The following is a 23,572-nucleotide window of genomic DNA, read 5'->3' on the forward strand; positions in this document are numbered from 1 at the left end:
GCGTTCATGCAGCGGCGATGGCGGCTACATCGCCAGCCGGGCCCGCATCGTCGCTGGCCGGTTCCGCGAGGCTTTCGGCGATCAGCTCGATCAGCTCGCGCACGACGAACTTGCCTTCGTAGCCGCTCGTCTTCAGCGCGTCCTCGAACATCGTCAGATCCTTGGGGCAGCACACCACGAACACCTCCAGTCCATCGATGCGCGCCGCCTCGTGCATGCGGTTCTGCGAAGGCTTCTCCTTGCCGACCGGATCGCTCATCCAGATCCGGCCGCCGCCGGCGCCGCAGCAAAACGAGTTGTCGCGCGAGCGGGGCATCTCCACGAGATCGCAGCCGAGCGCCGCGAGAATCTGGCGGGGCGCGTCGTAGCCCTTGTTGAAGCGCCCGAGATGGCACGGGTCATGGAAGGTCACGCGGTAGCCGAGCTTGCGTTTCGGCTTCAACACGCCTTCGCTGAACATGCGCGCGACGAGGCTCGTGTAATGCTCGATCTCGAACTTGCCGCCGAAGTCGGGGTACTCGTTGCGGATCGTGTTGTACGAGTGCGGGTCGGTCGTGACGATGCTGCGGAAGTTCGACTGCCCGAGCAGCGCGATGTTGTTCTCGGCGAGCAGTTCGTAGAGCCCTTCCTCGCCCACGCGGCGCACGTCGTTGCCCGCGTTCGACTCGCCCTCGTAGAGCAGACCGAAATCCACTCCGGCGTTATGCAGCAGCGTGGCGAAGGCCTGGGTCACGCGCTGGTTGCGCGGATCGAATGAGGCATAGTCGCCCACGAACCACAGCAGATCGACGCTCTCCTTGCGCGCGTCCTTGATCTGGAAGGGCAGCGGCTTGGTCCATGCGGCGCGCTTGCGCTTCGACTCGTTAAACGAATTGCCATTCTTGTGGATCGCCTGCAGCGTCTTTTGCACTTGCGGTTCCATCTCGCCTTCCTCGACGAGCTTGCGGCGCATCTGCACGATGATGGGCACGTGCTCGACCGCCACCGGGCAGATCTCCACGCAGGCCATGCAAGTGCGGCACGACCAGACGGTTTCCATGAACACCTGGCCGATGCCCTTGCCGTGCACGTCGAGCTTCACCTCGTCGGGCAGCGTGTTCTTTTGCAGGGCCTCGTTGGCGAACTCGCGCAGCGAGAGGATCACGTCGCGCGGCGAGAGCGGCGCGCCCACGGCGTTGGCGGGGCAGGCCTCGTGGCAGCGGCCGCACTTCGTGCAGGCGTCGAGATTGAGCAGGTGCTTCCAGGTGAAGTCGGTGATGGTCTTGTAGCCCACGCGCTCGCTGCCGGGTTGAGCGTCGCCTTTTGCTCCCGCGGCCCCCTCGGCGCCTTCCACAACCTCGGCGGCCTCGATGCGCGGCAGGCGCTGCGCGGCGAGCGGATCGCGCATCATCAGCGAGGCCGAGGCCGTGAAGATGTGCTTGACCTTGGTGTACGGAATCAGCGCGATGAAGGTGAGCGCGAGCAGGCCGTGGAACCACCAGAGGCCGGTGCGCATCACGTAGGCGGCCGAAGCGCTCACGCCCACGCCCTTGAAGATCTCGGCGAGGAGGGCCGCCACCGGCGACCACCAGCGCGTGTCCCACACCACGGCGCGATCTTGCAGCCAGACGAGGCGCAGCCCGCTCAGCACGAAGCCGGTAACGCCGATCAGCACGAGCGTCCAGAGGAATGCCCAGTCTTCGCGACGGTAGCCGCTGCGGTCGTAGTCGGGGTCGCCGGGCTGGCGGTCGGGACGCTTGTAGTCGAGCTTGGGCGGCTTGATCCAGCCGCGGCGCGCCATCATGTAGATGAGCCCGGCGATCATGGAGACGCCCGCCACGTTCATGGCAAGCTTGAACAGCAGATAGAAGTCACCGTTCCAGAAGTGAATGCCGAGAAAGCGCGCCGTGATGTCGTAATCGACGGTGACGGTGGCGGTGCCGAGAAACAGCACCGCGAAGCCGTAGAAAATCATCCGGTGCGCGCGGCCCGCCGCGGGATCGCGGCGCGCGACGGTGCGGTGGCTCAGCACGACGCGCACCATGTCCTTGAAGCGCGCCTGCAGGTCGATCTTGCCGAACGATTTCGACAAGCGCTGCCCGCGCCGGTATTTACGGATCTGGACATAGACACCCCACGCGAATACGCCAATCGCCGTGAGGCCGATGAGATAGAACAGCGCGATCGCAAACGACGGGAAGCCCTCGAACAGGATGCGCGTGACGGTCGCTGGGTCGAAAGTCGCTGGGGTCTGCATGGCTCGTCCGTTTCGTCCGTTTATTGAATGGGGAAGGGCGCTTTTTTCAGCGCTTTTTTTCAGGTAAAGCGCGCCCGTGCCAGGCCGTCGAGCGCGCCTGAGCAGGATCTGTGCACCGTGGCGCCCGGCGATGCGGGCGGCTACGGTGGCAGGGTGGGTCCCGGTCTCACACAGGGTGCGCCGGGACCGTGCCGCCTTACTTCTTGTAGTGGATCTGGTAAGTGCCTTCGGGCAGATGCGGCGTGCCCCAGACGGCCACTTCGCGCTTGTACGGCAGCGGGAACTGCGGGTTGGACTCCTCGATCTCGCGTGCGACGCGGTGGCCCGTGAAGGTCGCATCGGCGATCAGGCGCGGTGCTTCGGCGTCGCCGATCAGGTACACGCCCTTGATGCCCTTGCTCTCCCACTGGTCCTGCTTCGCCTTGATCTCGCGATACAGCGTGTCGTTCGAGCGGCGGCCGGTGACGAGCACGAGCGAGTCGAACTCGAGCCAGCGGTGCGTCTTGTTCGCATCGCGCGGCAGCTGGCCCGCGCCCCGGTAGGTGCGCTTCGAGCCGTCACCCCAGATGTTGTAGATCTCGATGCGGCCTTTCTCGATGCGGCTCGCGAAGTGGTCGCCCAGTTCGGTCACATGCAGCTCATGGAGCCGGCGCATCATGTTCGGATACTCGAGCGTGAAGTGCATGTAGTTCGCCAGATGCACGCCGCTCACGATCGTGACTTCGTGGCCAGCCGCCGCGAGCTTTTCGGCGAGGCTCGGCGCCATGAAGTAGGTGTCTGCATTGAGAATCACGACACGCTTGCCGATCGGCTTCTTGCCGCCCAGCACCTGCTCGGGCGTCAATTGATCGGGTTGCGAAGCATCGGCGCCGGGGATCGGATCGTGCGTGAGGCAGTTGGTGCCGTCGGTCACCCAATGCGAACCGGTTGCGATAACAACTTTTTCCGCGCCGTACTCGAGCACGTCGTCGGCGGTAAGCGGCTTCACGCCGAGCGCGAGCTGGCTCTGCTTGTTCTTCTTGAGGAGCTTGGTGATCTGCGTTTCGCGATAGTCGCGGTGATAGCCCCATTCGCCGAGGCCCGGCAGCGTGACCACGCTGTTCAGATGGCCGCCGATCTTCTCGGCGCTATCCACGAGGTGGACCGTGTAGCCGCGCTGCATCAGCACGCGCGCGCACTCCGAGCCCGACGGACCCGCACCCACCACGAGCACCGAGTCTTCCGACTTGCACTCTTCGAATTTTTCCGGGTGCCAGCCGCGGCGATACTCTTCGCCGGCCGTGGCGTTCTGCGTGCAGATCATCGGCGGGCCGCCGATTTCCCAGCGCGAGATACAGACGTTGCAGCCGATGCACACGCGCACGTCGTCGACGCGGCCTTCCTCGATTTTCTTCGGCAGGAACGGGTCGGCAATCGAAGGACGTGCCGCGCCGATGATGTCCGCATAACCTTTCGTGACGATCTCGGTCATCTTCTCCGGATCGGTGAAGCGGCCCACGCCCAGCACCGGCTTCTTCGAGACCTGCTTGATGAACTTGGTCCACGGGACCTGGTGGCCCTGCAGATAGAAGCGCGAGGGGCCCGCGTCTTCGCCCCATTCGGCGATGTCGCCCACGTCCACGTCCCAGAGGTCGACCAGCGAATCGGCCATTTCGACGAACTTCATGCCGTCCTTTTCGACTTCCACGCCGCCGGCGCCATAGAGCGAGTCCACGGCAAAGCGCGTGGCGATGGCACAGTCGCTGCCCACGGCGCGGCGCACTTTCTCGAGCGTTTCGAGCCAGAAGCGTGCGCGGTTTTCGAGCGAGCCGCCGTAGCCGTCGGTGCGCTTGTTGTAGTAGGGCGAGAGGAACTGCAGCGGCAGATACGAGTGCGCGCCGTACACATAGACGATGTCGAAACCGGCATCGCGTGCGCGCAGGGCCGCTTCGACATAGTATTGCTGCACATCGCGGATGTCGTCGAGATCCATCTCCTTGCAGTACGTGAGCGTTTCGAACTCCGAAGCGTACTGGCTGGGACCGCGCGGCGTGGCGCGGCTTTCCATGCAGGGCGCGTGCGCGCCGCCGTACCACATTTCGATGCCCGCGAGCGCGCCGTACTTGTGGACTTCCTCGGTCATCGCGCGCAGGTTGCGCACGTCGCCTTCGTCCCAGATGCGTGCCGAGAGACGGTGCGTGTCGTCCGACTCCGGGTGGATCGAGCAATATTCGGTGTTCATTGCAGCCCACCCGCCTTCGGCCTTCATCGAGCGGTGTGCGGCCTGGAAGCCGGGCAGATTGCTGCCCGCGCCAATGCAGTGCGGGACTTGATAGAAGCGGTTGCGCAACGTCTTCGGGCCGATCTGGATGGGCTCGAACAGCACGTCATAGCGGGGATCGCGGGACATGGGGACGTATCTCCTGATGTGTTTGGTGTGCTTGTGGGGCTGCTTGCGTCGACTTGAGTCGAAAATCAGGCCGCTACGCGCGTGCGCACGCGTTGCGGGTCATAGAACGGCGTGCGGGTGACGGTGCCGGTGAAAGTGCCCGCGGCGTCGTGAATCTCCACCTTGGTGCCGAGCGCCGTATGCGAGGGCTTCAGGTGCACCATCGCGAGCGACTGCATCAGATACCGGCTGAACGTCGCGCTCGTGACAACGCCAACCTGCTCCTTGCCGATGAAGATCTTCGCGCCCGCGCTCACCGCGCCGTCGTGCTTCACGAGCACGCCGGCCTGCTTGAAGCGCTCCTTGCCGCGCGCGTTGAGCAGCGCCGCCTTGCCGATGTAGTCGCCGGGCTTCTCGACGTCGATCATCCAGTCGAGGTTCAGCTCCCACGGGGTGACGTCGCCCTCGGGCATGTCGAAGGGGTAGAAGAGCAGGGCGGCTTCGATGCGCGCAAGCTCGAGCGAGGTCCACGAGGCCGGCACGATGCCGAGCGGCTTGCCCGCTTCGAGAATGGCGTCCCATAGCGCAATGGCGTCGCTCGCGCTGCACGAGACTTCGAAGCCCTGCTCGCCGGAGTAGCCGCCGCGCGAGATGATGATCTTGCGGTCGAACAGTTGAGTTTCGACGTGCGCGAAATACGGCAGCTTCGCGAGATCGATGCCGATATGCGGCTGGAGGATGGCCGCGGCGCGCGGGCCTTGCAGCGACAGCATGTGCACGTCGAAGTCCTGATGCCACTCGACGTTGCGGCCCTGCGCGGCGCGGCGCAGATGCTCCTGGGTCGTGCCGCCGCCGTGCGAGATGCGGTATTGATTCGGCGCGTCGTAGATCACCATCAGGTCGTCGCACACGACGCCGCGCTCGTCGACTTCCGCCGCCAGACGCGCGGTGCCGGGCTTCATCTTCGTGACGTCGATGGCGCAGATGCTGTCGATCACGGCGCCGGCATCGGGGCCGCTCACGCGCAGGATGTTCAGCGCGCTGATATCGTAGAGGCCCGCTGTCGAGCGCACCGCGACCACTTCGTCGTTCGGGTCGCTGTTGTAGTACCAGGGCAGCGGCATGTCGTTCCACATATCGCCGTCCAGCTTCGAGCCCAGTTCGCGATGGCGGATATTCAGAATTGATTGCCTTGTCATAGCGTTTTCCCGAGGTTGAACCTTGCGTGAATAAAGGCCGACGAGTCCGGACCGGTAGGCATGGACCAGGGCCGCTGGATGGCAATCAGTCTCCTTCGTTAAAATCGGCGTCACAATCGCCCCGTGGCGCTACCTCCGAGTGGGTAGGCGCGCTACTTCGATGCGCCGCGCGAAGCTTTCAAATGCGCCGCAACATGCCTTGTCGTGTAAGCGCGCATATAGGCATATGGGGCTGTGAAGCCCGCCTGACGGACATTCGGCCACATGGCGCCCGTCCGGATGCACCCTCCTGGGCGTAGCGCGGGGGCTACCCCCAATGAATCATTGCCCTCCCTTTTTGGCTCGTCGATTCTGTTCGTACAGATTCGGAGCCACGATGAGGGATCAACCGGCATGAACGGATTAAACGGACCCAAGGCGATACCAGTACGCGTCGAACGTGTGGAGAGCATTACGGCCGATATTCGGCGCTTCACGCTCGTGCCCGCGCAAGGCGGCTCCCTGCCGGCGTATTCCGCCGGCAGCCATGTCGTCGTGACCATGCGAGGCGAAGCGCGTACCTGGCGCAACGCTTACTCGCTGACGAGGGCGGCGGGCGCGCGCGACGCATATCAGATCATGGTGCGGCGCGTGCCTGCCTCGCGCGGCGGCTCGGCATTCATGCATGCCCAGGTGAAGGAAGGCAGCGAGCTTGAAATTTCGATGCCGTCGAACTTCTTTCCGCTCGCGCGGCGCGCGACGAAGCATGTGATCGTTGCGGGCGGGATCGGCATCACGCCGTTTCTTTCGATGCTGCCAGAGCTGGCCGCAAGCGGCGCGCGCGTGGAGATGCATCTGTGCTGCCGCCCGGAGGACGCCGAAGCGCTCGAGGCGCTGATTGCCGAGCGCATCGTGGGCGGTGTCGCCATCTACACCGACTTGCAGGATGTCGAAACGCGCTTTGGTTCCTTGTTGGCTGCGCAGCCGCCCGGCACGCATCTCTATACGTGCGGACCGGTGGGTTTGATGGAAGGGCTCGCACAGGTCGCGCGGGCGCGCGGCTGGCCCGAAAGCCACTTTCACCAGGAGAGCTTTGGCGGTGCATCGCACGGCGAGCCGTTCGTCGCGGTGCTCGCAAAGAGCGGCCGCGAGGTGGCGGTAGGCGCCGACCAGAGCCTGCTCGAAGCCCTGGAAGCGGCGGGCATCGACGCCCCCTATATGTGCCGGGGCGGCGCGTGCGGCACCTGCTCGCTCGAAGTGCTGGAAGGCGAGCCGGAGCATCGCGACTTCTTCCAGAGCGCCGCCGAACGCGCCACGAACTGCAACGTGCTGCCTTGCGTGTCGCGTGCGCGCAGCGCGCGTCTCGTGCTGAACATCTGACGAAAACGAGAGAGCCCAACGCCATGTCCATCGCCTTCAAGCCCGACGAGTCGTTTCGCGACGCCTACGCGTATCGCAACAGCGAAGCAGCGATCCTGCGTTTTCCGTTTCCGTTCCCGGAAGACCGCTACATGTATTCGGTGAACATCGAGCCGCATACGAGCGGCGAGCCCGGCACGGTGTTTCGGGCCGCGTTCGACATCGACGAGCATTACGTTGCCGAATGCCGCGACCGCGCGCTCACGCTCGAAACCGACCCCTTGCGCTGCCAGGTGCTGGACCACATGGACACCGCTCAGTGGGACACGCTCGAACTCATCATGGAAAGCCTTGCGCGCGATTACCCCGAGTATTTCCAGCTCGAGCGCGATGGGGAAGACAGGGCGCGGTGGACGTGGACGAACCGTCCGCTCGGGCTCACGCAGTCGTTCGTGTTCGGTGACGCCGACACGCTGCCGTGTCCGCCGCTCGAGTACATCACGCGCCAGGCGCAGGGCGATTTCGTCCTGCTCGATCATCGCGACGACAACCTGTTCATGGACGGCGGCATGGTGACGACCCAGGCGGACTGGTCGCTCGATTTCGACCTCGGCATGAGCTTCATGGAGTGGCACGGTCCCGTGCCGCTCGCGCATCAGGCCGGCATTTTCGAGCGCGCGCTGAAATTCTTGTTGCGCCTGCAATCAGGTGCGCCGGTGCGCCGCCTGAACTGGACGATGACCGTCAATCCGCGTCTGGACACCTCGCCCGAGCATTACCCCGAGTGGGGCCCTGACCGTGCGAGCATCACGCCCGAGAACGTCGGCGGCAAGCTGCATTTGCGCGTGGAGCTTCAGACGCTGTTCAGGCTGCCGCGCAGCAACGCGATCCTGTTCTGCGTGCGCTGTTATCTGATCAGCCTCGAGGAACTCGCTCGCGTGCCCAAATGGGGCAAGCGCCTGCATCGCGTGTTGACCACGCTGCCGCAGGAGTTGTCCGAATACAAGGGGCTCGTGCGCTATCGCGACACGGCGCGGCAGTGGCTCGCGCAGTTCGACGATGGGGCGCCAACCACGCCCGGCACCCAAGCCGAGGTCGAGCGCTTGAGCCCGCCCGTTAGTCCGCCCCTTGACGAGTCCCACACCCGGCCGAGTTTCGCCGGATCCTGAGTCCTTCGTGGTCGTGTCGCGTGCCGTGTCCGGCGCCGAGCTTCAAGCGGCGCTGGTTTTCGATGCGCGGCGCGGCGGCGGTCGCATCTCCACATAGCCGTATTCCGGCCGCCGCCCAGCGGTCCCTCATCAGAGAAAGGAAGAGACATATGAATACGATTTCCGAAGAACTCGTTGTCGAACCGGAGGGTTCGTTACAACGCAAGATCAGTTGGACCGGCGCATTCTGGGTAGCTAGCGGAGTGCCCGCGCTGGTGCTGTTCTCGATCGGCTCGATTGCGGCAACCGTGGGCAAGCTTTCATGGGCTGTCTGGATCATCTCGATCGGCCTTGGCTTCATCCAGTCGTTTTCGTATGCGGAGATTGCCGGGCTCTTTCCGCACAAATCGGGCGGCGCGTCGGTCTACGGCGCCATTGCATGGGTACGCTATTCGAAGCTGTTCGCGCCGCTTTCGGTCTGGTGCAACTGGTTCGCGTGGTCGCCCGTGCTTGCGATCGGCTCGGGGCTCGCGGCGGGCTACGTGCTGTCGATCCTCTTTCCCGCGGACTCCGCCATCAACACCTGGCAGATCACGCTCGTGAGCCTCGACTGGCTGCGCTCGGGACTGAGCCTGCGCATCAACGCGACCTTCATACTGGGCGCGGCGATCCTGCTCATCACGTTCGCGATCCAGCACCGCGGCATCATGAACGCGGCGCGCATCCAGACCATCCTGGGCGTGGCGGCGCTGGTGCCGCTGATTCTCGTCGGCATGGTGCCGCTCTTCACCGGCGACGTGGCCGCGCACAACCTGTTTCCACTCGTGCCGCTGGCAAAGGACGCCGGCGGGCAGATCATCGACGGCACGTGGAACATGGCGGGCATCACGCTGATGGCGGGCGGGCTTTTCGTGGCGGCGTGGTCGACCTACGGGTTCGAGACGGCCGTTTGCTACACGCGTGAATTCCGCGATCCGAAGCGCGACACCTTCAAGGCCATCCTGTATTCCGGTCTCCTGTGCATTTTCGTTTTCACCGTGGTGCCGCTTTCGTTCCAGGGCGTGCTCGGCCTCGGCCATCTGGTGACGCCCGACGTCAAGGACGCCGCTGGCAACGTGGTGACGCCCGCGGTCTACAGCGGCATCCTCTCGCCGGACATCTACAGCGGCATGGGCGTGGCCAAGGCCATGGCGCCGATGATCCACGGCGGCTTGCTGGTCGAGCGCGTGCTCGTGGTGATGCTGGTGCTCGCACTCGTGCTGGCGATCATGACCTCGATGGCGGGCTCCTCGCGCACGCTGTATCAGGCCTCGGTGGACGGCTGGCTGCCGAAGTACCTCTCGCATGTAAACGAACATGGCGCGCCCACGCGCGCCATGTGGACCGACCTCTGCTTCAACCTGATCCTGCTGCTGATGTCGGATTATGTGTTCGTGCTCGCGATTGCCAACGTCGGCTACATCATCTTCAACTTCCTGAACCTGAATTCCGCGTGGATTCACCGGCTCGACCGCAAGGACTGGGTACGGCCGTTCCGCGCACCCAACTGGCTGATCGTGCTGGGCACGCTGTTCTCGTTCGTCAATCTCGCGCTGCTCGGCATGGGTGCGGATACGTGGGGCGCGGGCACGCTGGTGTCGGGCCTGGTCTTCGCCGCGCTGATCCTGCCGGTGTTCATGTTCCGCCACTACGTGACCGACAAGGGGCATTTCCCGGACACGATGAAAGAGGACATGGAGCTGCTCGGCAACGGCAAGGTCGCCAAGCGCGCCGGGATTCTGCCTTACGTGACCGTTGTGGCCGGCATCGCGGTGATCTGGATCACCCATGCGATCGCGGTCTACTGACACTCGTACCAACGGAGGGAGCTTTCGATGATGACTTCGCCGATCATGAGCCGCCCGGTGTACGCGGCGCTCGAAGCCGATCCGCTGGGCACGCAGCACTGGCTCCTGACTGCGGGCGCCACCGCGGAGGATCGCGTCCGCGTGCTGAAGGCCTTGAGCACGCTGGGCACGGCGCCGCTCGAGGTCTGGTCCGTCGACGAGGACCTGGCGCACGCGGGTGCTGGCAGTGTTTGCGTGTTGCCGCATGCGGTGGCGCGGCGCTTCGATGAAGAGGGCGAGTTGCTGGGCGCGCTGGGTGAGGCGCTGCGCGGTGCGCAGGTGGGAATTCGGCTCTATGCGCTCGGCACCGAGCCTTTCATCGGGTCGGTGCGGCAGATCGCGGAGCGCGCCGGTATCGCGCCCGAGGCGGTGAGGGCGGAGCATAGCGGCAGCCTCCGGCGACGCGTGTATTGCATTCACTGCCGCTCGATGAACGAAGATGTGACAGCCAACGTGACGCCGTGCGGCGGATGCGGCCGGAAGCTGTTCGTGCGCGATCACTTCTCGCGGCGGCTGGCGGCGTTCATGGGCGTGCAGGCCGACGCCGAGGTGCCTGGAGAGATTCCTGCTGTCGAGCACGCTTATTTGTAGCAGCGTCGACATTGCGTGTGCCCGGGCTCATGCGCGCTACCGCATGAGCCCTTTTTCATTCCAGTTCGTACTCCGTCCCTTTCTCCACGCTACCCCCAAAGTGGAATCCCCTCTTGCAGATTGCCGTATTGCAGGCGCGCGCCATACTGGAGGCGTTCGGCCTTGTGCCGTCATGCAGGAGGAAAGGGTATGGAATCACTTACCACAGTGCTTCTCGTCGACGACCACGCGCTATTCCGGCGCGGTGTGGCGCAGCTCATCGAGATGAACCCGGCCTTTCGCGTCGTTGGCGAGGCGGGCTCGGGGCGCGAAGGCGTGGCGATGGCGCTGGAGCTTGAACCGGACGTGATGCTGGTCGATCTGAACATGCCGGAGATGAGCGGCATCGAGACCATTGCCTTGCTGCGCGACCAGGGTGTGAAGGCACGCCTTGTCATGCTCACCGTCTCCGATAACGAACGGGACGTGGTGGCCGCGCTGCGTGCCGGAGCGCACGGCTATCTGCTCAAGGACATGGAGCCCGAGGAGCTGTGCGTGAATTTGCAGAAGGTGTTGAAAGGCACCGCCGTGCTCAGCGAGGCCGCAACCGGCAACCTGGTCCAGGCGCTCTCGGGCAGCCAGTCGTTCCGCGCGAGCGAGACGCTGCTCTCGGCGCGCGAGCAGGAAGTGCTCGACTACCTCGTCGAGGGGCTCTGCAACAAGGCGATTGCGCGCAAGCTCGACATCAGCGTCGGCACGGTCAAGGTGCATGTCAAACATGTGCTGCACAAGCTCGACCTGCATTCACGGCTCGAGGCGGTCGTGTGGCACCGTGAGCACGTCGGGCGGCGTTTCGTTTCAGGCAGCTGAGCGCGCAGGCGGCTGAAACCCGCCGGCCGCGCTGGCTAGCGGGTGGTGCTGCCCGTGCCGATGCGTGCCTGCTGCGCGAACGAGGCCGGCACGAAGGTCACCACGATGCGCGAGCCCGGCTCGTTCGAGCGGATCTCAAGCTTGCCGCCGAGGCTGCGCGAGCGCTCGCGCATGATCGAGAGCCCGTAATGGTGCTCGCCGCCCGATTCCGTGACGATGCCGCGGCCATCGTCTTCGATGGACACGGTAACTTCGCGCTCGGTCGACGAGAGCGTCACGAGCGCGCTCGATGCGCGCGCGTGGCGCACGACGTTGGTGAGCGCTTCGCGCACGATCTGCCCGATATGCAGCTCCTCGTTGACCGTGAGGCGCACGCGGCGGATGCGGTTGTCGACCGAGATCTGCACCTCGCTGCGCGAGGACAGCTCTTCAGCGACTTCCTCGAGCGTCGCCGCGAGTCCGCGCGCGTGCACCGAGGTGCGGAACGTGGTGAGCAACTCGCGCAACTGCCGATAGGCGCTGTCGATCCCTTCGCGGATCGCCCGCGCGATCTGGCCGACGTCGCTGTGCGACAGCTCCTCGGGCAGCACGGCCTGCAGCCGCGCGAGCTGGATTTTCATGTACGAGAGCGATTGCGCGAGCGAGTCGTGGAGTTCGCGCGCGATGGCGTTGCGCTCTTCCAGCAGCGTCATGCGCCGGTCGCGCACGTCCCGGCTCAGGTTGGAGATGGCCTGCGCAAGCACGCTCGCGATGGTCTCCAGCAGATGCAGATGGCGCTGCTCGCTGCGCGTGTCGGTGTCGCTTTCGCAGATCAGCACGCCATAGGTGCCCGATGGCACGCGTACCGGCGCCGCGAGGATCGTCAGCAATTCGTCCGACTGGCTGTGCGGCAGCGAGCGCACGCCGGAAAGCGACATCAGCTCGTTCACGACGCGCTCGCGCACGATGTGCGGTGCAAGATCGGCGGGCGCCACGATGGTATCGACGCCAAGCAGCTGCGCCGAAGGCTCGGAGAGCACGAGCGCGATGCGCTGCACGCGCAGGATGCCGACGAGACGTTGCAGCAGCGCTTCGAGCGTACCCCCCGTGGGAGCGTCTTCGGCGAGCTGGGCGCAGATATAATGCAGCAGATCGAGCGACTGGTCCGCAAAGGCAATATGGTCCTCGACGATACGCTTGAGCCGGGCCGATTCATCCTGCTCGCTACGCAGTCGCGCGACCAGCCCGTTGAGCACCGTGATCAGGCGATCGATCTCGTCGCGTCCCGCGGGCACTTCGTGGCCGACCTGGTTGAGCATGTGCAGGGGCAGCGCAGGGCGCAGCACGAGCGCGCGCCGCGCGCCCCATGCCAGCGCGAAGATGCCCGCGAACAGCAGTGCGGCGGTGCAGGCTTCGAGCAGCGTGATGACGGCTTCGAGCGCATCGCCCTGGCGGTCGATCTCGATACGCAGGGCATCGAGCATGTCCGGGGCTGCGTGCTCGCCCGCGAGCGTTTGCAATTGCGTGGCGATGAGCGGCGTGGGCGCGCCCCGTTGCCGCCAGTGCGTCAACAAAGTATCGTTGCGTACGAGCGACGTGGCGTGTGCATTGAGCTTGAGCGCGGCATCGGGTGCGGAGGCCGCGATGCTCGTTGCGATGCGGCGCAGCCTGGCAGCATCGGCGAGCGAAACGGCGGCCTGTTCGTAGAGGGCCTTGTTGTCGAGCTGGACGCGCGTGCAGACGAACAGCAGCGCGATGAGCGCGACGAGGCACGCGAGGACGACACAGGTCTTCGCGTAGAGCGGATAACGGCGCAACCAGGCGCGGTCGGCGGCATTCATCTGGAGACAAGTAGCGAAGAAGGAACTGACGGGCGCCGTTCTTTTGCAACGTAACGGCTACGCAATTGCGGCGCCCGAATTGCGGATTCGCGAGGCCAATGCATGATGACAGTGTATCTGTTTTCCACCACGCTGCTGGTGCTTGTCGTGGGGCTGGTGCTGCCAAGACTCGGTCCGGGCCAGGGCGCCGACGTGCTGCTTTATATCGCCATTGCCTTCGCGCTCGCGCTGGCAAGCGGGCTGCTCGGGCTCGCTTTCACGTTTGGCGCGAAGCGGGCAGTCAAGCGCGGCATGCGCAGCTCCGCGGCGCCCGAGCTCACTGCGTTCGCGGAAAATCTCTCCACGCCCGCGGTACTGCTCGACAATGACGCGCTGGTGTTCGTCAACGGCGCTTTTCTGAAGCACGCGCGCTGGGAACATCATGTCGACGAGATCGTCGGCATGCCGTTCGGCAATCTGGTGCATCCGCAGTCGCTGCTGGAGCTGACGAAGCTGCTCGCGCAAACCGGCGTCGATGACGAGCGCACTTCGGGTTCGTTGCGCCTCGCGTATGGTGACGGCACGTTCCGGCGCCATCCCGTCACCGTGCTGCGCGGCCGGGGTTCGCGCCTGACGCTCCTGCAGTTTCCCGCGCCTTACGCGAGCGCCGAGGCGCAGCGCAGCGAGGCGCAGATCCAGCAGCACTGCCAGGACGTGGTCGCGCAGCTGCCGCAGGCGCTCTTTCGCATCGACCGCGAGCAGAACCTCATCTTCGTGAATCCCGCATGGCGCAGCATGCTGCGTATCGTCGGCGGCGGTGGCGATGTTCCTCCGCTTGCCGGCTTCGTGCATCCCGAAGACCGCGCGATGCTGACCGCGCGGCTCACGACGCTGCTCGACGGCCATATCAGCGAGCTCATCACGGTCGTGCGCATGATCCGCGCCGACGAAACCATGTTTCATGTCGAACTTCGCTGCCAGGCGGTGGCGGATCAGGAAGGACACCTGATCGGCGCGGTGGGTCTCGCGCTCGACGTGTCGAACAGCCGGCGCAACGAGGAAGCGCTGCACGCGAGCCGCCGCAGCCTGCGCATGTTGCTCGCCAACGTGCGCGCGATGATCTATCGCGGACAGAACAATCGCCTGTGGTCGATGGAGTTCGTGAGCGAGGGCTGCTTCGAGCTGACCGGCTATGAAGCCAACGAGCTGCTCGACGAATCGCTCATGAAGTTCGTTTCGCTCATTCATCCCGAGGACCGCGAGTTCGTCTGGAATGAAATTCAGGCGCGCGTGGCGGTGGGCGAGCCCTATGAGATGACTTACCGTATTGTCGACCGCGCGGGCCAGACCAAGTGGGTATGGGACCAGGGGCGCGGTATTTTCTCCGCGCGCAACGAGCTGCTCGGTCTCGAAGGCTTCATCATCGAGGTGACGCGGCGCCAGCTCGCCGAAGAGAGCGCGCGCCGCCGCCTGGTGTTCGACCGTTCCACGGGCCTCACCAATTCGGCGATGTTCATGGACCGGCTGAATTTCGCCCTCGCTTGTGCGCGCCGCAACGCGCAGCCGTGCGCGGTGTTTGCCATCCACGTGATCAACTTCGACGAGGTGACCGGACGTTTCGGCCCGGAGTACGCAGATCGCGTGCTGGTGCAGCTGGGCCGGCGCCTGCAGGCGATCCAGAGCGACCTCAATGGCGCGACATTGCTCGACAAGCAGGATTTTTCGATCATGCTCACCGACTTCTCGACGCCGGCGCTCGACTGGTGCGAGTGCGCGGCTCAGGTGGCGGCGCTCGCGGCGGAAAACAGCACGGCGGCCATGGAGCTTGTCGCCGAAAGCTTGCGCGCGATGGTGGGCCGGCCGTTGCGCGTCGAGGGACACGAATTCCGTGTCATGGCACAGGTGGGCTGGGCGCTCGCGCAGAGCGAATTCCCGAACGCGCTCGATATGATCGACACGGCGCTCGCGGCGGGTGAGGCCACGGACAACGGCCACACGCCGGGCGCGTCAGGCAATCTGGATATGCCAAACCAACAGGGACAGGCAAATGACGAAGCGGGTTGAGCAGGTTGAGCGGGCCGAGGCAGACGCGCCAACGGCCGCAGGGGAGGCGCCCGATCACTCGATGTCGATCGAACATTTCATCGGCAAGGTCGTGCGCGAAAACCGCACGAATCAGGGGCTCACGATTGCCGAGCTCGCCGAACAGAGCGGGCTCTCACGCAGCATGGTGTCGAAGATCGAGAACGGCCAGGTATCCACGAGCCTCGAGTCGATGGTGAGCCTCGCGCGCGCGCTGGGTATCTCGATGTCCACGCTGTTCCGTAATTTCGAAGGCCAGGAGGGCACCGCGCAGCACGTGAAGGCGGGCAAGGGCATGGAGGTGGTCCGGCGCGGCACGACCAAAGGGCACACCTATCACCTGCTGGCGTACGACCAGGGGCCGGCCAAGCTGTTCGAGCCGTTCCTCATTACGATGGACGACGAGTCCGAGATCTTCCCGACGTTCGAGCATCCGGGCACGGAGTTCATCTACATGCTGCAGGGCAAGATGGAGTACCGGCACGGCAATCGCAGCTATCTGCTGCAGCCGGGCGACGCCTTCACGTTTCGCGGATCGGTGCCGCATGGACCCGAGCGCCTGATCAAGCTGCCGATTCGTTTCATCACCATCATCATGTATGGGCACACGGCCGGCTCAGACTTCTGAGCATGGATCGCTCAATAATGCTTCACGAAGCGAAGCGCGCAAATGAGACTCAGCAGACTGAGGCCGGCGATAATCGCCACGGCCAACGTATCCGCGTGCGCATAACCCCAAAATTCATTCATCGCCTCGCGCCCTCATTGCGTCAATAGACCTGTATCGCGCATGCGCGCACGGCCGAAATCGGTGAGCCGATAGCGGAACAGCACCTTGCCGGCACCCAGATGCGTGCCGTCGTCGAGCTTCTCTTCGAGACGTTGGAGCAGGCCGCCCGCCGCCAGTTCGTCAAGCGCGACACGAACCGCGTTGATTGCGTAGCGGCCCGATGCGCCGTACTCGCTCAGTGCCTTCTCGACGAGTTCATAGTCCCAGGCGTGCGTCATGCGGCTGATCTGATCGAGCAGGAAGCCCTTTTGATGAAGTCTCATGTGCATCACTCCGCTTCGACCATTGCCTGATTGCCGCTCGTCACATCGCGCAACGAAGCAACCGATTCGGCGGATTCGCCGAACATCACGAAGCTGCCGGTAATCGACAACGCCAGACCGATCAGGAAATACCAGGCCGGCAATTGCAAGGTGAAGCACGCAATGAAAATGAGTGCGAGCATCGCATAGAGATTGCCGATTCCGCCCGTGCGGCTCACCCCGATCAGAGACGTCGCCTTGTACCAGCTCGTGTAGCAATAGGCATGCGTCGAAGCCGCGAGGAAAATCCACAGCAACGCGCGGCCGTTCGCGAGCGTGTCGACCAGCAGTCTGGCGACGGGAATATCGGTGAAGAACGTGAGCGCCGGGAGAATCAGCAGGCCCCAGAAGAAAACCTCGAACGAGAACCGGCACTGAATGCCGACATCGGGGTCGCTCACGTCCATGGCACGCGCGGCCACGGCCCCCTCGGCGCCCCAGCCGAGCGCCGACATGATGCCGCCGGCGTAGCCCAGCCATGCATCCGATTGCGTCGATTGCAATTGCCCGAACAGGCCGGGGCCATACACGGCCAGACCGCCGAGAATGACGATGCTCATGCCGAGCGCGGCTCGCCTCGTAATGCGCTCCTTGAACCAGAGCGCCGCGATCACGGTCCCGACGACGGGAAAAAGCAGCGAACTGATGGCGGCGAAGACGGGACCGGCATAAGTCATCGCCATGTATGAGCCGAAAATGGCCATCGGCCCGCCGCATAGCGAAGCGAGTGCATACCATTTCGAAATGCGCCGGAAACGGACCATGGTGCGCCCGTAATCCCTGATCTTGCCGAGCGTGCCATTCCAGAGCAGCAACCACACGAATACGCCGATTGCGTGCACCCAGGTCATGACAGCGGTAGCCGTCAGGCGCAATGCGGTGGCGTTGGCTGGAATGTCGACATACGGGTGCTCGAACCAGAGCGCTGTGCCGGGCACATACCACGCGCCCCATAGCACGGCCATCCAGATGGCCCAGATGAATCCCCAGCGCTGATTGCGCGCATAGTGCCGCTTGAGCGCTTGTTCGAGTGCTACGGCTTGCATAGGGGAAATTCCGTTGCTGTAACTCAGGAAGGGATGTTCGGCAGCGAGAGTCCGTTGGCTCTCGAAACGGACCAAATCGGTAAGCCCGATTTAAACCGCTACTGTAAGGAGTTAGCAATACCACCATTTTGGTAGCGCTTTAGGCCTCCCGTATGTCGATGAAATTCGTCGCCGTTGCATAAATTATGTCCGGTTTTCATATGGATTCAGCGAAACTGAGATTTTTTTCAACGCTGCCGGGCGATATGATTTCTCCCAGCCGCGGTCCTTCTGTAGAACCGCGAAGCGCGCGGGCAAGGTTGCGGCGCGATTGCACAAGCATTGAGAGAGTTGTATGCCGGATACGCCATTCGTTATCGTAGAACGCGCCCGCTGGCGAGCCGCACAGGTTCGGTTTGGCAATGCGCCTGCCTTGTTGCAGGATGGACCGAAGTGGGTGTGCCAGATCGTGCCCAGCGAGGCGCAGAAAGATGTTGGGGAAATATCGTCTGCGCGGGTAGAGGCAGCGTTCGGCACGCTGAAGCCCGCGAACGTCAGTTTGACGAATTGCATGGAGCACGAAAGCAACTGGCTCGCCGCCTCACCGGACGATGAGACAGGGCGGTGCCGCGCCTACGCCCATCTCGGGGTGGACCGGACGCTCGAGATGGTGGGGATGCCAGGCGTGGGCCCGTGGCTGGACGAGCGCGACACGTGGTGGCCCGGCGCATACGAGTTGCCGCTGCTCGAGCAACTCCCCACGATTGTGGCGCCGCTGCTCGGGCTGGGCGACAAGAATGGATCGGCGTATCTGCTGATGAGCCTCACCGCGATCGACGGCACCGCACTCGTGACCGAATCGGACGACGGCATTGAACGCCCATTTCGCATTCCAGGGGGAGTGGATACGATCCATTTCGTCCCGGTCCGGATTGGCGGGCCGGCGGTGCTGTGGCGAGCGGCGCTCATCAACGCGTTCGATCGCATCCGGCATCTTGTCGGACTCAAGTCGACGCGCCCGTTCTACCTCTGAATTTTACGCATTTCGCCTGCCAGGCCACGCTATGACCGACGCACTCGACGCTTTTGACCGCAAGATCCTGAACATCGTCCAGCGGGACTGCTCTGCGACAGCTGACGCCATCGCAGACCGTATCGGCTTGTCCACGTCCGCTGTGCAAAAACGCCTGAAGCGGATGCGTACCGAAAGGATCATTTCCGCGGAAATCGCGGTAGTCGATCGAGCGGCTGTCGGCCGCCCGATGACCTTTATCGCGGCGATGGAAATCGAACGGGAAAACTACGAGACGGTTGCGAAGTTCCGCGAATGGGCAAAGTCGCAGGATGAGGTCCAGCAGATTTACTACGTGACGGGCGCCGTCGATTTGATCGCAATTATTACGGCGTCCGACGTCGAGGCATACGACCGACTGACCGCGAGGATCATGCAAGGCAATCCCATGATCCGCCGTATCAATACCAATGTCGTGCTGAGTTCGATCAAGGTGGGGCTGTTTGTCCCGGTTGACAGGGAGTCCGACGAGGACTCACCCACGGGCTAATCACGGCGTGTCATGAGAGACGGCCGGTCCGGCCGTCGCGCATAACGAACCGCAAACGAGCATGTTCGATTCAGGCCAAAACGCCTAATTTGATCAACACTTCGTATAACTAAACTAGTTCCTGATTTCACCGACAGGAGATGAAAGAAATGGAACTCAAATTGGCACTGGTCGGCTTCGGCGGAGTCAGTCAGGGACTCGTCGATTTGCTGAAGAAAAAGCGTGCGATGCTGTTGGCCGAGGGGCTCGATCTTTCCGTGACGATGATCGCAGACCTGCGGCTCGGCATTGCAACGAATCCGCGAGGCATCGCTCTGGACGTGCTCGACGAAACTGCGCGGCGCGGCGTCGATGCTGAAGCGCTGCGCCGCGACCCCGGCACGCTGGTGTCGCGCGAGGTCAATCTCAATGCCGTTCTCAAGGCCATTGCGTCGGAGCACGTCGATGTCGTCGTCGAGGCAACCTGCACCGATCCCAATACGGGCGAGCCCGCGCTGACACACTGCCGCACCGCGCTCGAATGCGGCAAGCACGTCATCACGACTAACAAGGGGCCGATCGCACTCGCGCAAATAGATCTGGCGCGGATCGCCGCCAAGTCGGGCGCATGCCTTAAATACGAAGGTACGGTAATGAGCGGTACTCCGGTGTTGCGCCAGCTCTCGACGACGCTTCGTGGCTGCGATGTGCGTGGCTTCACGGGCATTCTGAACGGCACGTCGAACTTCGTGCTCGGGGAGGTCGAGGCCGGCGCGAGCTTCGATACGGCGATCAAGGAGGCACAGCACCGCGGTTATGCGGAGGCGAATCCGGCGGCAGACCTGAGCGGCTCGGACGTGCAGTTGAAGGTCGTGATCCTCGCGAACACGCTGTGGAACGCGGGCTTGACGCGAGCCGACGTGAGCTGTCGCGGCATCGTTGAATTGACCGCGGATGCGGTGCGTGCCGCGGCGGCTGAAGGCCTGTCCTGGCGGTTGATCGGTTCGGCGGCCCGGCAGCCGGACGGTACTGTGACTGCAACCGTCGAGCCGCGCAAGCTGCCAGCAGGTCATCCGCTGCGTGCCGCGAGTGGTGTGACGAACGCCATCACTTTCGACACCGACGTGCTCGGCAGTGTGACGATCAGCGGTCCCGGAGCGGGCCGCGAGGAGACCGCGTTCGCGATCCTGTCGGACCTCATCGAACTGCGCGACCACATCAACGCAACCGCGCAAGAGGTGATTGCATGAGCGCGCGCGATGCAGTGACCACGGATCTGGAGCCGCGTGGCGTGAGCAACGTCCTGTCGCCCTACGACGGAACCGTCGTAGGGACAGTCCGTCTGTCACCGGTCGAGTCGGTACCGGCCATTGTGGAGCGCGCGCTGCTGGGCGCGAGCGTGGCGGGTGCTCTGGCGAGAAGCCAACGGTTCGAGATCTTGTCCCGCGCGGCCGCGCTTGTCGAAGCGCGTGCAGAAGGGCTTGCCCGCACGATTTCGCTTGAAGCGGGCAAACCGCTCCGGCAGGCCCGCAAGGAGGTCGCACGTTGTGCGAACACGCTGCGCCTTTCCGGTGAAGAAGCGAAGCGGCTGGTGGGCGAAACGATTCCGTTCGACTCCTGGCCGGGATCGGAGGATCGCAGCGGCTATTACACGCTGGAGCCGCTTGGCGTGATTCTGGCTATTACGCCGTTCAACGACCCGCTGAACCTGGTCGCGCACAAGCTCGGGCCGGCAATCGCTACCGGAAATAGCGTGATCCTGAAACCGTCGTTGCTGGCGCCGTTGTCTGCGCAGGCGCTCGTCGAGATTCTGTGGGAGGCGGGAGCGTCGCGGGATGCGCTACAGATCGTGCACGGTGGCGCGGAGGTCGCGTCTACGTTGGTGCGGGACAAGCGGATTCGCATGGTGACGTTCACGGGTGGCCCGACGACCGGTGAGGCCATCACGCGTGAGGCTGGCCTCAAGAAAATCGCGATGGACCTCGGCGGCAACGCTCCGGTGATCGTCATGGCCGACTGCGACCTGAAGCACGCCGCCGAGTCGTGTGTGTCCGGTGCGTTCTGGGCCGCGGGACAGAATTGCGTCGGCACCCAGCGCATCTTCGTGGCTGAAGCGGCGTATGAGCCTTTCGTTCGTTACGTCGTTGAATTGACCCGCAAGATGGTGGTCGGCGATCCGCTCGACGAGGCGACGGATATGGGCCCGATGATCGCCGAGGATCAGGCGGCCAGGATCGAACGCTGGGTTGACGACGCCATCTCCAGCGGCGCAAAGGTATTGACTGGCCATCGACGTTGCGGCGCGATGTACGAGCCCACTGTGCTGGTCGACGTCCCGTGTGATGCCCGCGTGTGGGCCGACGAAGTGTTTGCACCCGTTGTATCGATCGCGAAATTCTCCGACTTGGAGCAGGCGCTAGATGCTGCGAACGCGACTGAAAGCAGTCTCCACGCGGGCGTGTTCACAAGCCGGCTCGAGATCGCGCTTGGCGTGGCCGAGCGGCTGCAGGCGGGCGGCGTGATGATCAACGATTCCTCGGACTATCGCTTCGACGGCATGCCGTTCGGCGGCTTCAAGTACGGGTCGCTGGGACGCGAGGGCGTGCGTTTTGCAATGAAGGAAATGACGCAGCCAAAGGTGGTCTGCTTCAGGCGCAACCGCGTGCTGTCGAGTTGACGCGAGGCGCCGGCGCTCGACGCGCCGGCGCCGCACGCCCTGGGCAATGTGCAACGTATCAAAGAGGGAGTCGGGAATGCCAGCAGCAATGCCTGCATGCAAACCAGCGGCCGACGTGCTGGTTGTCGAGGATATTCATAAGTCGTTTGATGGCGTTGAGGTGTTGAAGGGCATCTCGTTGACCGCCCGAAACCACGAGGTCGTGTCGATTCTTGGCAGCAGCGGATCAGGCAAGAGCACCTTCCTCCGGTGTATCAACCTGCTGGAGACGCCCGACCGCGGCCGGATCTCCGTGAATGGCGAGGCGCTCACCCTGAAGCCGGCAGGCAAGAGCGGCGCGCTTGCCGCTGCCGATCCCAGGCAGGTCATGCGTGTACGTCGCAAGCTCGCGATGGTTTTCCAGCAGTTCAACTTGTGGGCACACATGACGGTTCTGCAAAACGTGATGTTCGTGCCGGTGCGCGTGCTGGGTGTGCCAAAGCGCGACGCGCGCGACAAAGCCATAGCGATGCTCGAACGCGTGGGTCTCGCGGGCAAGTGCGAGCACTACCCTAACCAGCTGTCAGGCGGCCAGCAACAACGTGTCGCGATTGCGCGCGCGCTCGCCACGGACCCGGAGGTCATGCTCTTCGACGAGCCAACGTCTGCGCTCGATCCGGAGCTGGTCGGTGAAGTGCTGAAGGTCATGCGCTCGCTTGCTGATGAGGGCCGCACCATGCTGGTCGTCACGCACGAAATGGGCTTTGCGCGCGAAGTGGCCAATCGCGTCGTATTCGTCCATCAGGGACGCATCGAAGAAGATGGTAGTCCAGACGAAGTCTTCGCAATGCAGAAGTCGCCGCGATTCCAGAAGTTTCTGTCCAGCATCATCTGATGCAAAACCATCGCCAACCGGAGGGGAAATCATGAAGAAACTGCTTCAATCGCTGTGCGTGGGCGCGGCATTGCTGGGGTCCGTCGCGCATGCCGAGCAGGTGGTGCGCGTTGGCACGCTCGCTGACTACGCACCGTTTGAATACAAGGACGCGTCCGGCAAGTTGCAGGGCATGGAGATCGACATCGGCAAGAAGATGTGCGAGGACATGAAGGTCAAGTGCCAGTGGATAACGATGGATTTCGATGCGCTGATACCGGCACTCAAGGCGAAGCAGATCGACGCGGTGCTTGCCCAGATGTCGAAGACTCCGGAGCGCGAGCAGTCGGTCGACTTCACCCGTATCTTCACGACGGCGCCGGTGCAATTCGTCGCCAGGCAAGGTTCGGGTATCACGGACAGCCCGGCCACGCTCAGGGGAAAGACGATCGGCGTGCAGACCGCCTCGACGCACGAATCCTGGCTGCGCCGCCGTTTGCCTCCGGTTCAGTCCGGCGTCAACGCCAAGGTCTATCAGACGCTCGACGAAGCCTGGCTCGATCTGGAAGCCGGGCGCATTGACGCGGTGCTCGCAGACAACACGGTAGCTTACGACTGGCTCACGAAAACCGGTAGAAAAGAGGGCTTCGATTTCGTCGGCAAGCCGGTAACCGATGCGGAAATTTTCGGCGATGGCACGGCTATCGCCGTGCGCAAGGGTGACGCGCCGCTGAAGGCCCAGTTCGACAAGGGCATCGCGCAGGTACAGGCCGACGGGACATTCTCGACAGTAAACAAACGCTATTTCCCTTTCAGCATCGCACCGCAATAGGCTCGCATCCGGCGCGCGCGGCCGCAGAGTAGCGGCGCGCGCACACAGCGCGTATT

General features: G+C 63.8%; 19 protein-coding genes. 13 read left to right on the top strand and 6 right to left on the bottom strand.

Translation table 11 applies throughout. From position 1 onward, the window contains the following. Window positions 1–4 precede the first annotated feature (4 nt). The 3 genes from P5W98_RS25140 to P5W98_RS25150 form a co-directional block, all read right to left on the bottom strand. Window positions 5–2,236 carry a heterodisulfide reductase-related iron-sulfur binding cluster gene (locus P5W98_RS25140; RefSeq protein WP_421027483.1) on the bottom strand — a complete coding sequence of 744 codons (2,232 nt, stop codon included), beginning with the start codon at window positions 2,234–2,236 and terminating at the stop codon, window positions 5–7. A 196-nt stretch (window positions 2,237–2,432) separates the two neighbouring features. Beyond that, on the bottom strand, window positions 2,433–4,625 hold the full coding sequence (locus tag P5W98_RS25145; RefSeq protein ID WP_421027484.1) for an FAD-dependent oxidoreductase: 2,193 nt from the start codon (window positions 4,623–4,625) through the stop codon (window positions 2,433–2,435). Between the two features lie 65 nt (window positions 4,626–4,690). Continuing rightward, the gene (locus tag P5W98_RS25150) at window positions 4,691–5,803 is read right to left on the bottom strand and encodes an aminomethyltransferase family protein (protein ID WP_421027485.1); all 1,113 of its coding nucleotides are present in this window, start codon (window positions 5,801–5,803) and stop codon (window positions 4,691–4,693) included. A 393-nt stretch (window positions 5,804–6,196) separates the two neighbouring features. Between P5W98_RS25150 and P5W98_RS25155 the strand changes: the two genes are divergently transcribed. From P5W98_RS25155 to narL, 5 genes are all read left to right on the top strand, one after another. Further along, window positions 6,197–7,162 (top strand): PDR/VanB family oxidoreductase, encoded by a 966-nt coding sequence (locus tag P5W98_RS25155; RefSeq protein WP_421027486.1) that lies wholly within the window; start codon window positions 6,197–6,199, stop codon window positions 7,160–7,162. A 23-nt stretch (window positions 7,163–7,185) separates the two neighbouring features. Beyond that, complete coding sequence (locus P5W98_RS25160; protein WP_421027487.1) at window positions 7,186–8,310, top strand: heme-dependent oxidative N-demethylase family protein; 1,125 nt, start codon at window positions 7,186–7,188, stop codon at window positions 8,308–8,310. Window positions 8,311–8,459: 149 nt separating this feature from the next. Further along, a complete protein-coding gene (locus P5W98_RS25165; protein ID WP_421027488.1) occupies window positions 8,460–10,136 on the top strand; it encodes an APC family permease in 1,677 nt (558 codons plus the stop codon). Window positions 10,137–10,163: 27 nt separating this feature from the next. Continuing rightward, entirely contained in the window at window positions 10,164–10,766 is a 603-nt protein-coding gene (locus P5W98_RS25170) for a dimethylamine monooxygenase subunit DmmA family protein (RefSeq protein ID WP_421027489.1), read from the top strand. A gap of 189 nt (window positions 10,767–10,955) precedes the next feature. Then, on the top strand, window positions 10,956–11,615 hold the full coding sequence (gene narL, locus P5W98_RS25175) for a two-component system response regulator NarL (protein WP_421027490.1): 660 nt from the start codon (window positions 10,956–10,958) through the stop codon (window positions 11,613–11,615). A gap of 35 nt (window positions 11,616–11,650) precedes the next feature. On the opposite strand, the gene P5W98_RS25180 is transcribed toward narL, so the two are convergent. Beyond that, a complete protein-coding gene (locus P5W98_RS25180; protein WP_421027491.1) occupies window positions 11,651–13,435 on the bottom strand; it encodes a histidine kinase in 1,785 nt (594 codons plus the stop codon). Window positions 13,436–13,537: 102 nt separating this feature from the next. On the opposite strand from P5W98_RS25180, the gene P5W98_RS25185 reads away from it, so the two are divergent. Next, entirely contained in the window at window positions 13,538–15,478 is a 1,941-nt protein-coding gene (locus tag P5W98_RS25185; protein ID WP_421027492.1) for a PAS domain-containing protein, read from the top strand. Between the two features lie 61 nt (window positions 15,479–15,539). Next, window positions 15,540–16,124 (top strand): helix-turn-helix domain-containing protein, encoded by a 585-nt coding sequence (locus tag P5W98_RS25190; RefSeq protein ID WP_421028014.1) that lies wholly within the window; start codon window positions 15,540–15,542, stop codon window positions 16,122–16,124. Between the two features lie 134 nt (window positions 16,125–16,258). Here the strand turns inward: P5W98_RS25190 and P5W98_RS25195 are convergent, their stop codons facing one another. Together P5W98_RS25195 and P5W98_RS25200 are read right to left on the bottom strand one after the other, a co-directional pair. Then, complete coding sequence (locus tag P5W98_RS25195) at window positions 16,259–16,549, bottom strand: hypothetical protein (RefSeq protein ID WP_421027493.1); 291 nt, start codon at window positions 16,547–16,549, stop codon at window positions 16,259–16,261. A gap of 5 nt (window positions 16,550–16,554) precedes the next feature. Next, complete coding sequence (locus P5W98_RS25200; protein ID WP_421027494.1) at window positions 16,555–17,634, bottom strand: DMT family transporter; 1,080 nt, start codon at window positions 17,632–17,634, stop codon at window positions 16,555–16,557. 550 nt (window positions 17,635–18,184) lie between these two features. Between P5W98_RS25200 and P5W98_RS25205 the strand changes: the two genes are divergently transcribed. The 6 genes from P5W98_RS25205 to P5W98_RS25230 all read left to right on the top strand — a co-directional run bounded on the left by P5W98_RS25205 (window position 18,185) and on the right by P5W98_RS25230 (window position 23,516). Next, the gene (locus P5W98_RS25205) at window positions 18,185–18,646 is read left to right on the top strand and encodes a hypothetical protein (protein ID WP_421027495.1); all 462 of its coding nucleotides are present in this window, start codon (window positions 18,185–18,187) and stop codon (window positions 18,644–18,646) included. A gap of 31 nt (window positions 18,647–18,677) precedes the next feature. Next, entirely contained in the window at window positions 18,678–19,175 is a 498-nt protein-coding gene (locus P5W98_RS25210) for an Lrp/AsnC family transcriptional regulator (RefSeq protein ID WP_421027496.1), read from the top strand. A 149-nt stretch (window positions 19,176–19,324) separates the two neighbouring features. Continuing rightward, entirely contained in the window at window positions 19,325–20,404 is a 1,080-nt protein-coding gene (locus P5W98_RS25215; RefSeq protein ID WP_421027497.1) for a homoserine dehydrogenase, read from the top strand. Continuing rightward, window positions 20,401–21,831: an aldehyde dehydrogenase family protein gene (locus tag P5W98_RS25220; RefSeq protein WP_421027498.1), complete on the top strand. Its 1,431-nt coding sequence runs from the start codon at window positions 20,401–20,403 to the stop codon at window positions 21,829–21,831. The genes P5W98_RS25215 and P5W98_RS25220 overlap by 4 nt, the downstream gene beginning before the upstream one ends. Before the next feature lie 76 nt (window positions 21,832–21,907). Then, window positions 21,908–22,705: an ABC transporter ATP-binding protein gene (locus P5W98_RS25225; protein ID WP_421028015.1), complete on the top strand. Its 798-nt coding sequence runs from the start codon at window positions 21,908–21,910 to the stop codon at window positions 22,703–22,705. 31 nt (window positions 22,706–22,736) lie between these two features. Further along, complete coding sequence (locus P5W98_RS25230) at window positions 22,737–23,516, top strand: transporter substrate-binding domain-containing protein (protein WP_421027499.1); 780 nt, start codon at window positions 22,737–22,739, stop codon at window positions 23,514–23,516. Window positions 23,517–23,572 lie beyond the last annotated feature (56 nt).

The sequence above is a fragment of the Paraburkholderia sp. A1BS-2L genome (assembly GCF_051125205.1).
Classification (GTDB): Bacteria; Pseudomonadota; Gammaproteobacteria; order Burkholderiales; family Burkholderiaceae; genus Paraburkholderia.

Bases quoted from the DNA above. Each gene is read 5' to 3' on its own strand.
- P5W98_RS25140 (WP_421027483.1), bottom strand. From the start codon at position 2,236: ATGCAGACCCCAGCGACTTTCGACCCAGCGACCGTCACGCGCATCCTG.
- P5W98_RS25145 (WP_421027484.1), bottom strand. From the start codon at position 4,625: ATGTCCCGCGATCCCCGCTATGACGTGCTGTTCGAGCCCATCCAGATC.
- P5W98_RS25150 (WP_421027485.1), bottom strand. From the start codon at position 5,803: ATGACAAGGCAATCAATTCTGAATATCCGCCATCGCGAACTGGGCTCG.
- P5W98_RS25155 (WP_421027486.1), top strand. From the start codon at position 6,197: ATGAACGGATTAAACGGACCCAAGGCGATACCAGTACGCGTCGAACGT.
- P5W98_RS25160 (WP_421027487.1), top strand. From the start codon at position 7,186: ATGTCCATCGCCTTCAAGCCCGACGAGTCGTTTCGCGACGCCTACGCG.
- P5W98_RS25165 (WP_421027488.1), top strand. From the start codon at position 8,460: ATGAATACGATTTCCGAAGAACTCGTTGTCGAACCGGAGGGTTCGTTA.
- P5W98_RS25170 (WP_421027489.1), top strand. From the start codon at position 10,164: ATGATGACTTCGCCGATCATGAGCCGCCCGGTGTACGCGGCGCTCGAA.
- narL (WP_421027490.1), top strand. From the start codon at position 10,956: ATGGAATCACTTACCACAGTGCTTCTCGTCGACGACCACGCGCTATTC.
- P5W98_RS25180 (WP_421027491.1), bottom strand. From the start codon at position 13,435: ATGAATGCCGCCGACCGCGCCTGGTTGCGCCGTTATCCGCTCTACGCG.
- P5W98_RS25185 (WP_421027492.1), top strand. From the start codon at position 13,538: ATGATGACAGTGTATCTGTTTTCCACCACGCTGCTGGTGCTTGTCGTG.
- P5W98_RS25190 (WP_421028014.1), top strand. From the start codon at position 15,540: ATGTCGATCGAACATTTCATCGGCAAGGTCGTGCGCGAAAACCGCACG.
- P5W98_RS25195 (WP_421027493.1), bottom strand. From the start codon at position 16,549: ATGAGACTTCATCAAAAGGGCTTCCTGCTCGATCAGATCAGCCGCATG.
- P5W98_RS25200 (WP_421027494.1), bottom strand. From the start codon at position 17,634: ATGCAAGCCGTAGCACTCGAACAAGCGCTCAAGCGGCACTATGCGCGC.
- P5W98_RS25205 (WP_421027495.1), top strand. From the start codon at position 18,185: ATGGAGCACGAAAGCAACTGGCTCGCCGCCTCACCGGACGATGAGACA.
- P5W98_RS25210 (WP_421027496.1), top strand. From the start codon at position 18,678: ATGACCGACGCACTCGACGCTTTTGACCGCAAGATCCTGAACATCGTC.
- P5W98_RS25215 (WP_421027497.1), top strand. From the start codon at position 19,325: ATGGAACTCAAATTGGCACTGGTCGGCTTCGGCGGAGTCAGTCAGGGA.
- P5W98_RS25220 (WP_421027498.1), top strand. From the start codon at position 20,401: ATGAGCGCGCGCGATGCAGTGACCACGGATCTGGAGCCGCGTGGCGTG.
- P5W98_RS25225 (WP_421028015.1), top strand. From the start codon at position 21,908: ATGCCAGCAGCAATGCCTGCATGCAAACCAGCGGCCGACGTGCTGGTT.
- P5W98_RS25230 (WP_421027499.1), top strand. From the start codon at position 22,737: ATGAAGAAACTGCTTCAATCGCTGTGCGTGGGCGCGGCATTGCTGGGG.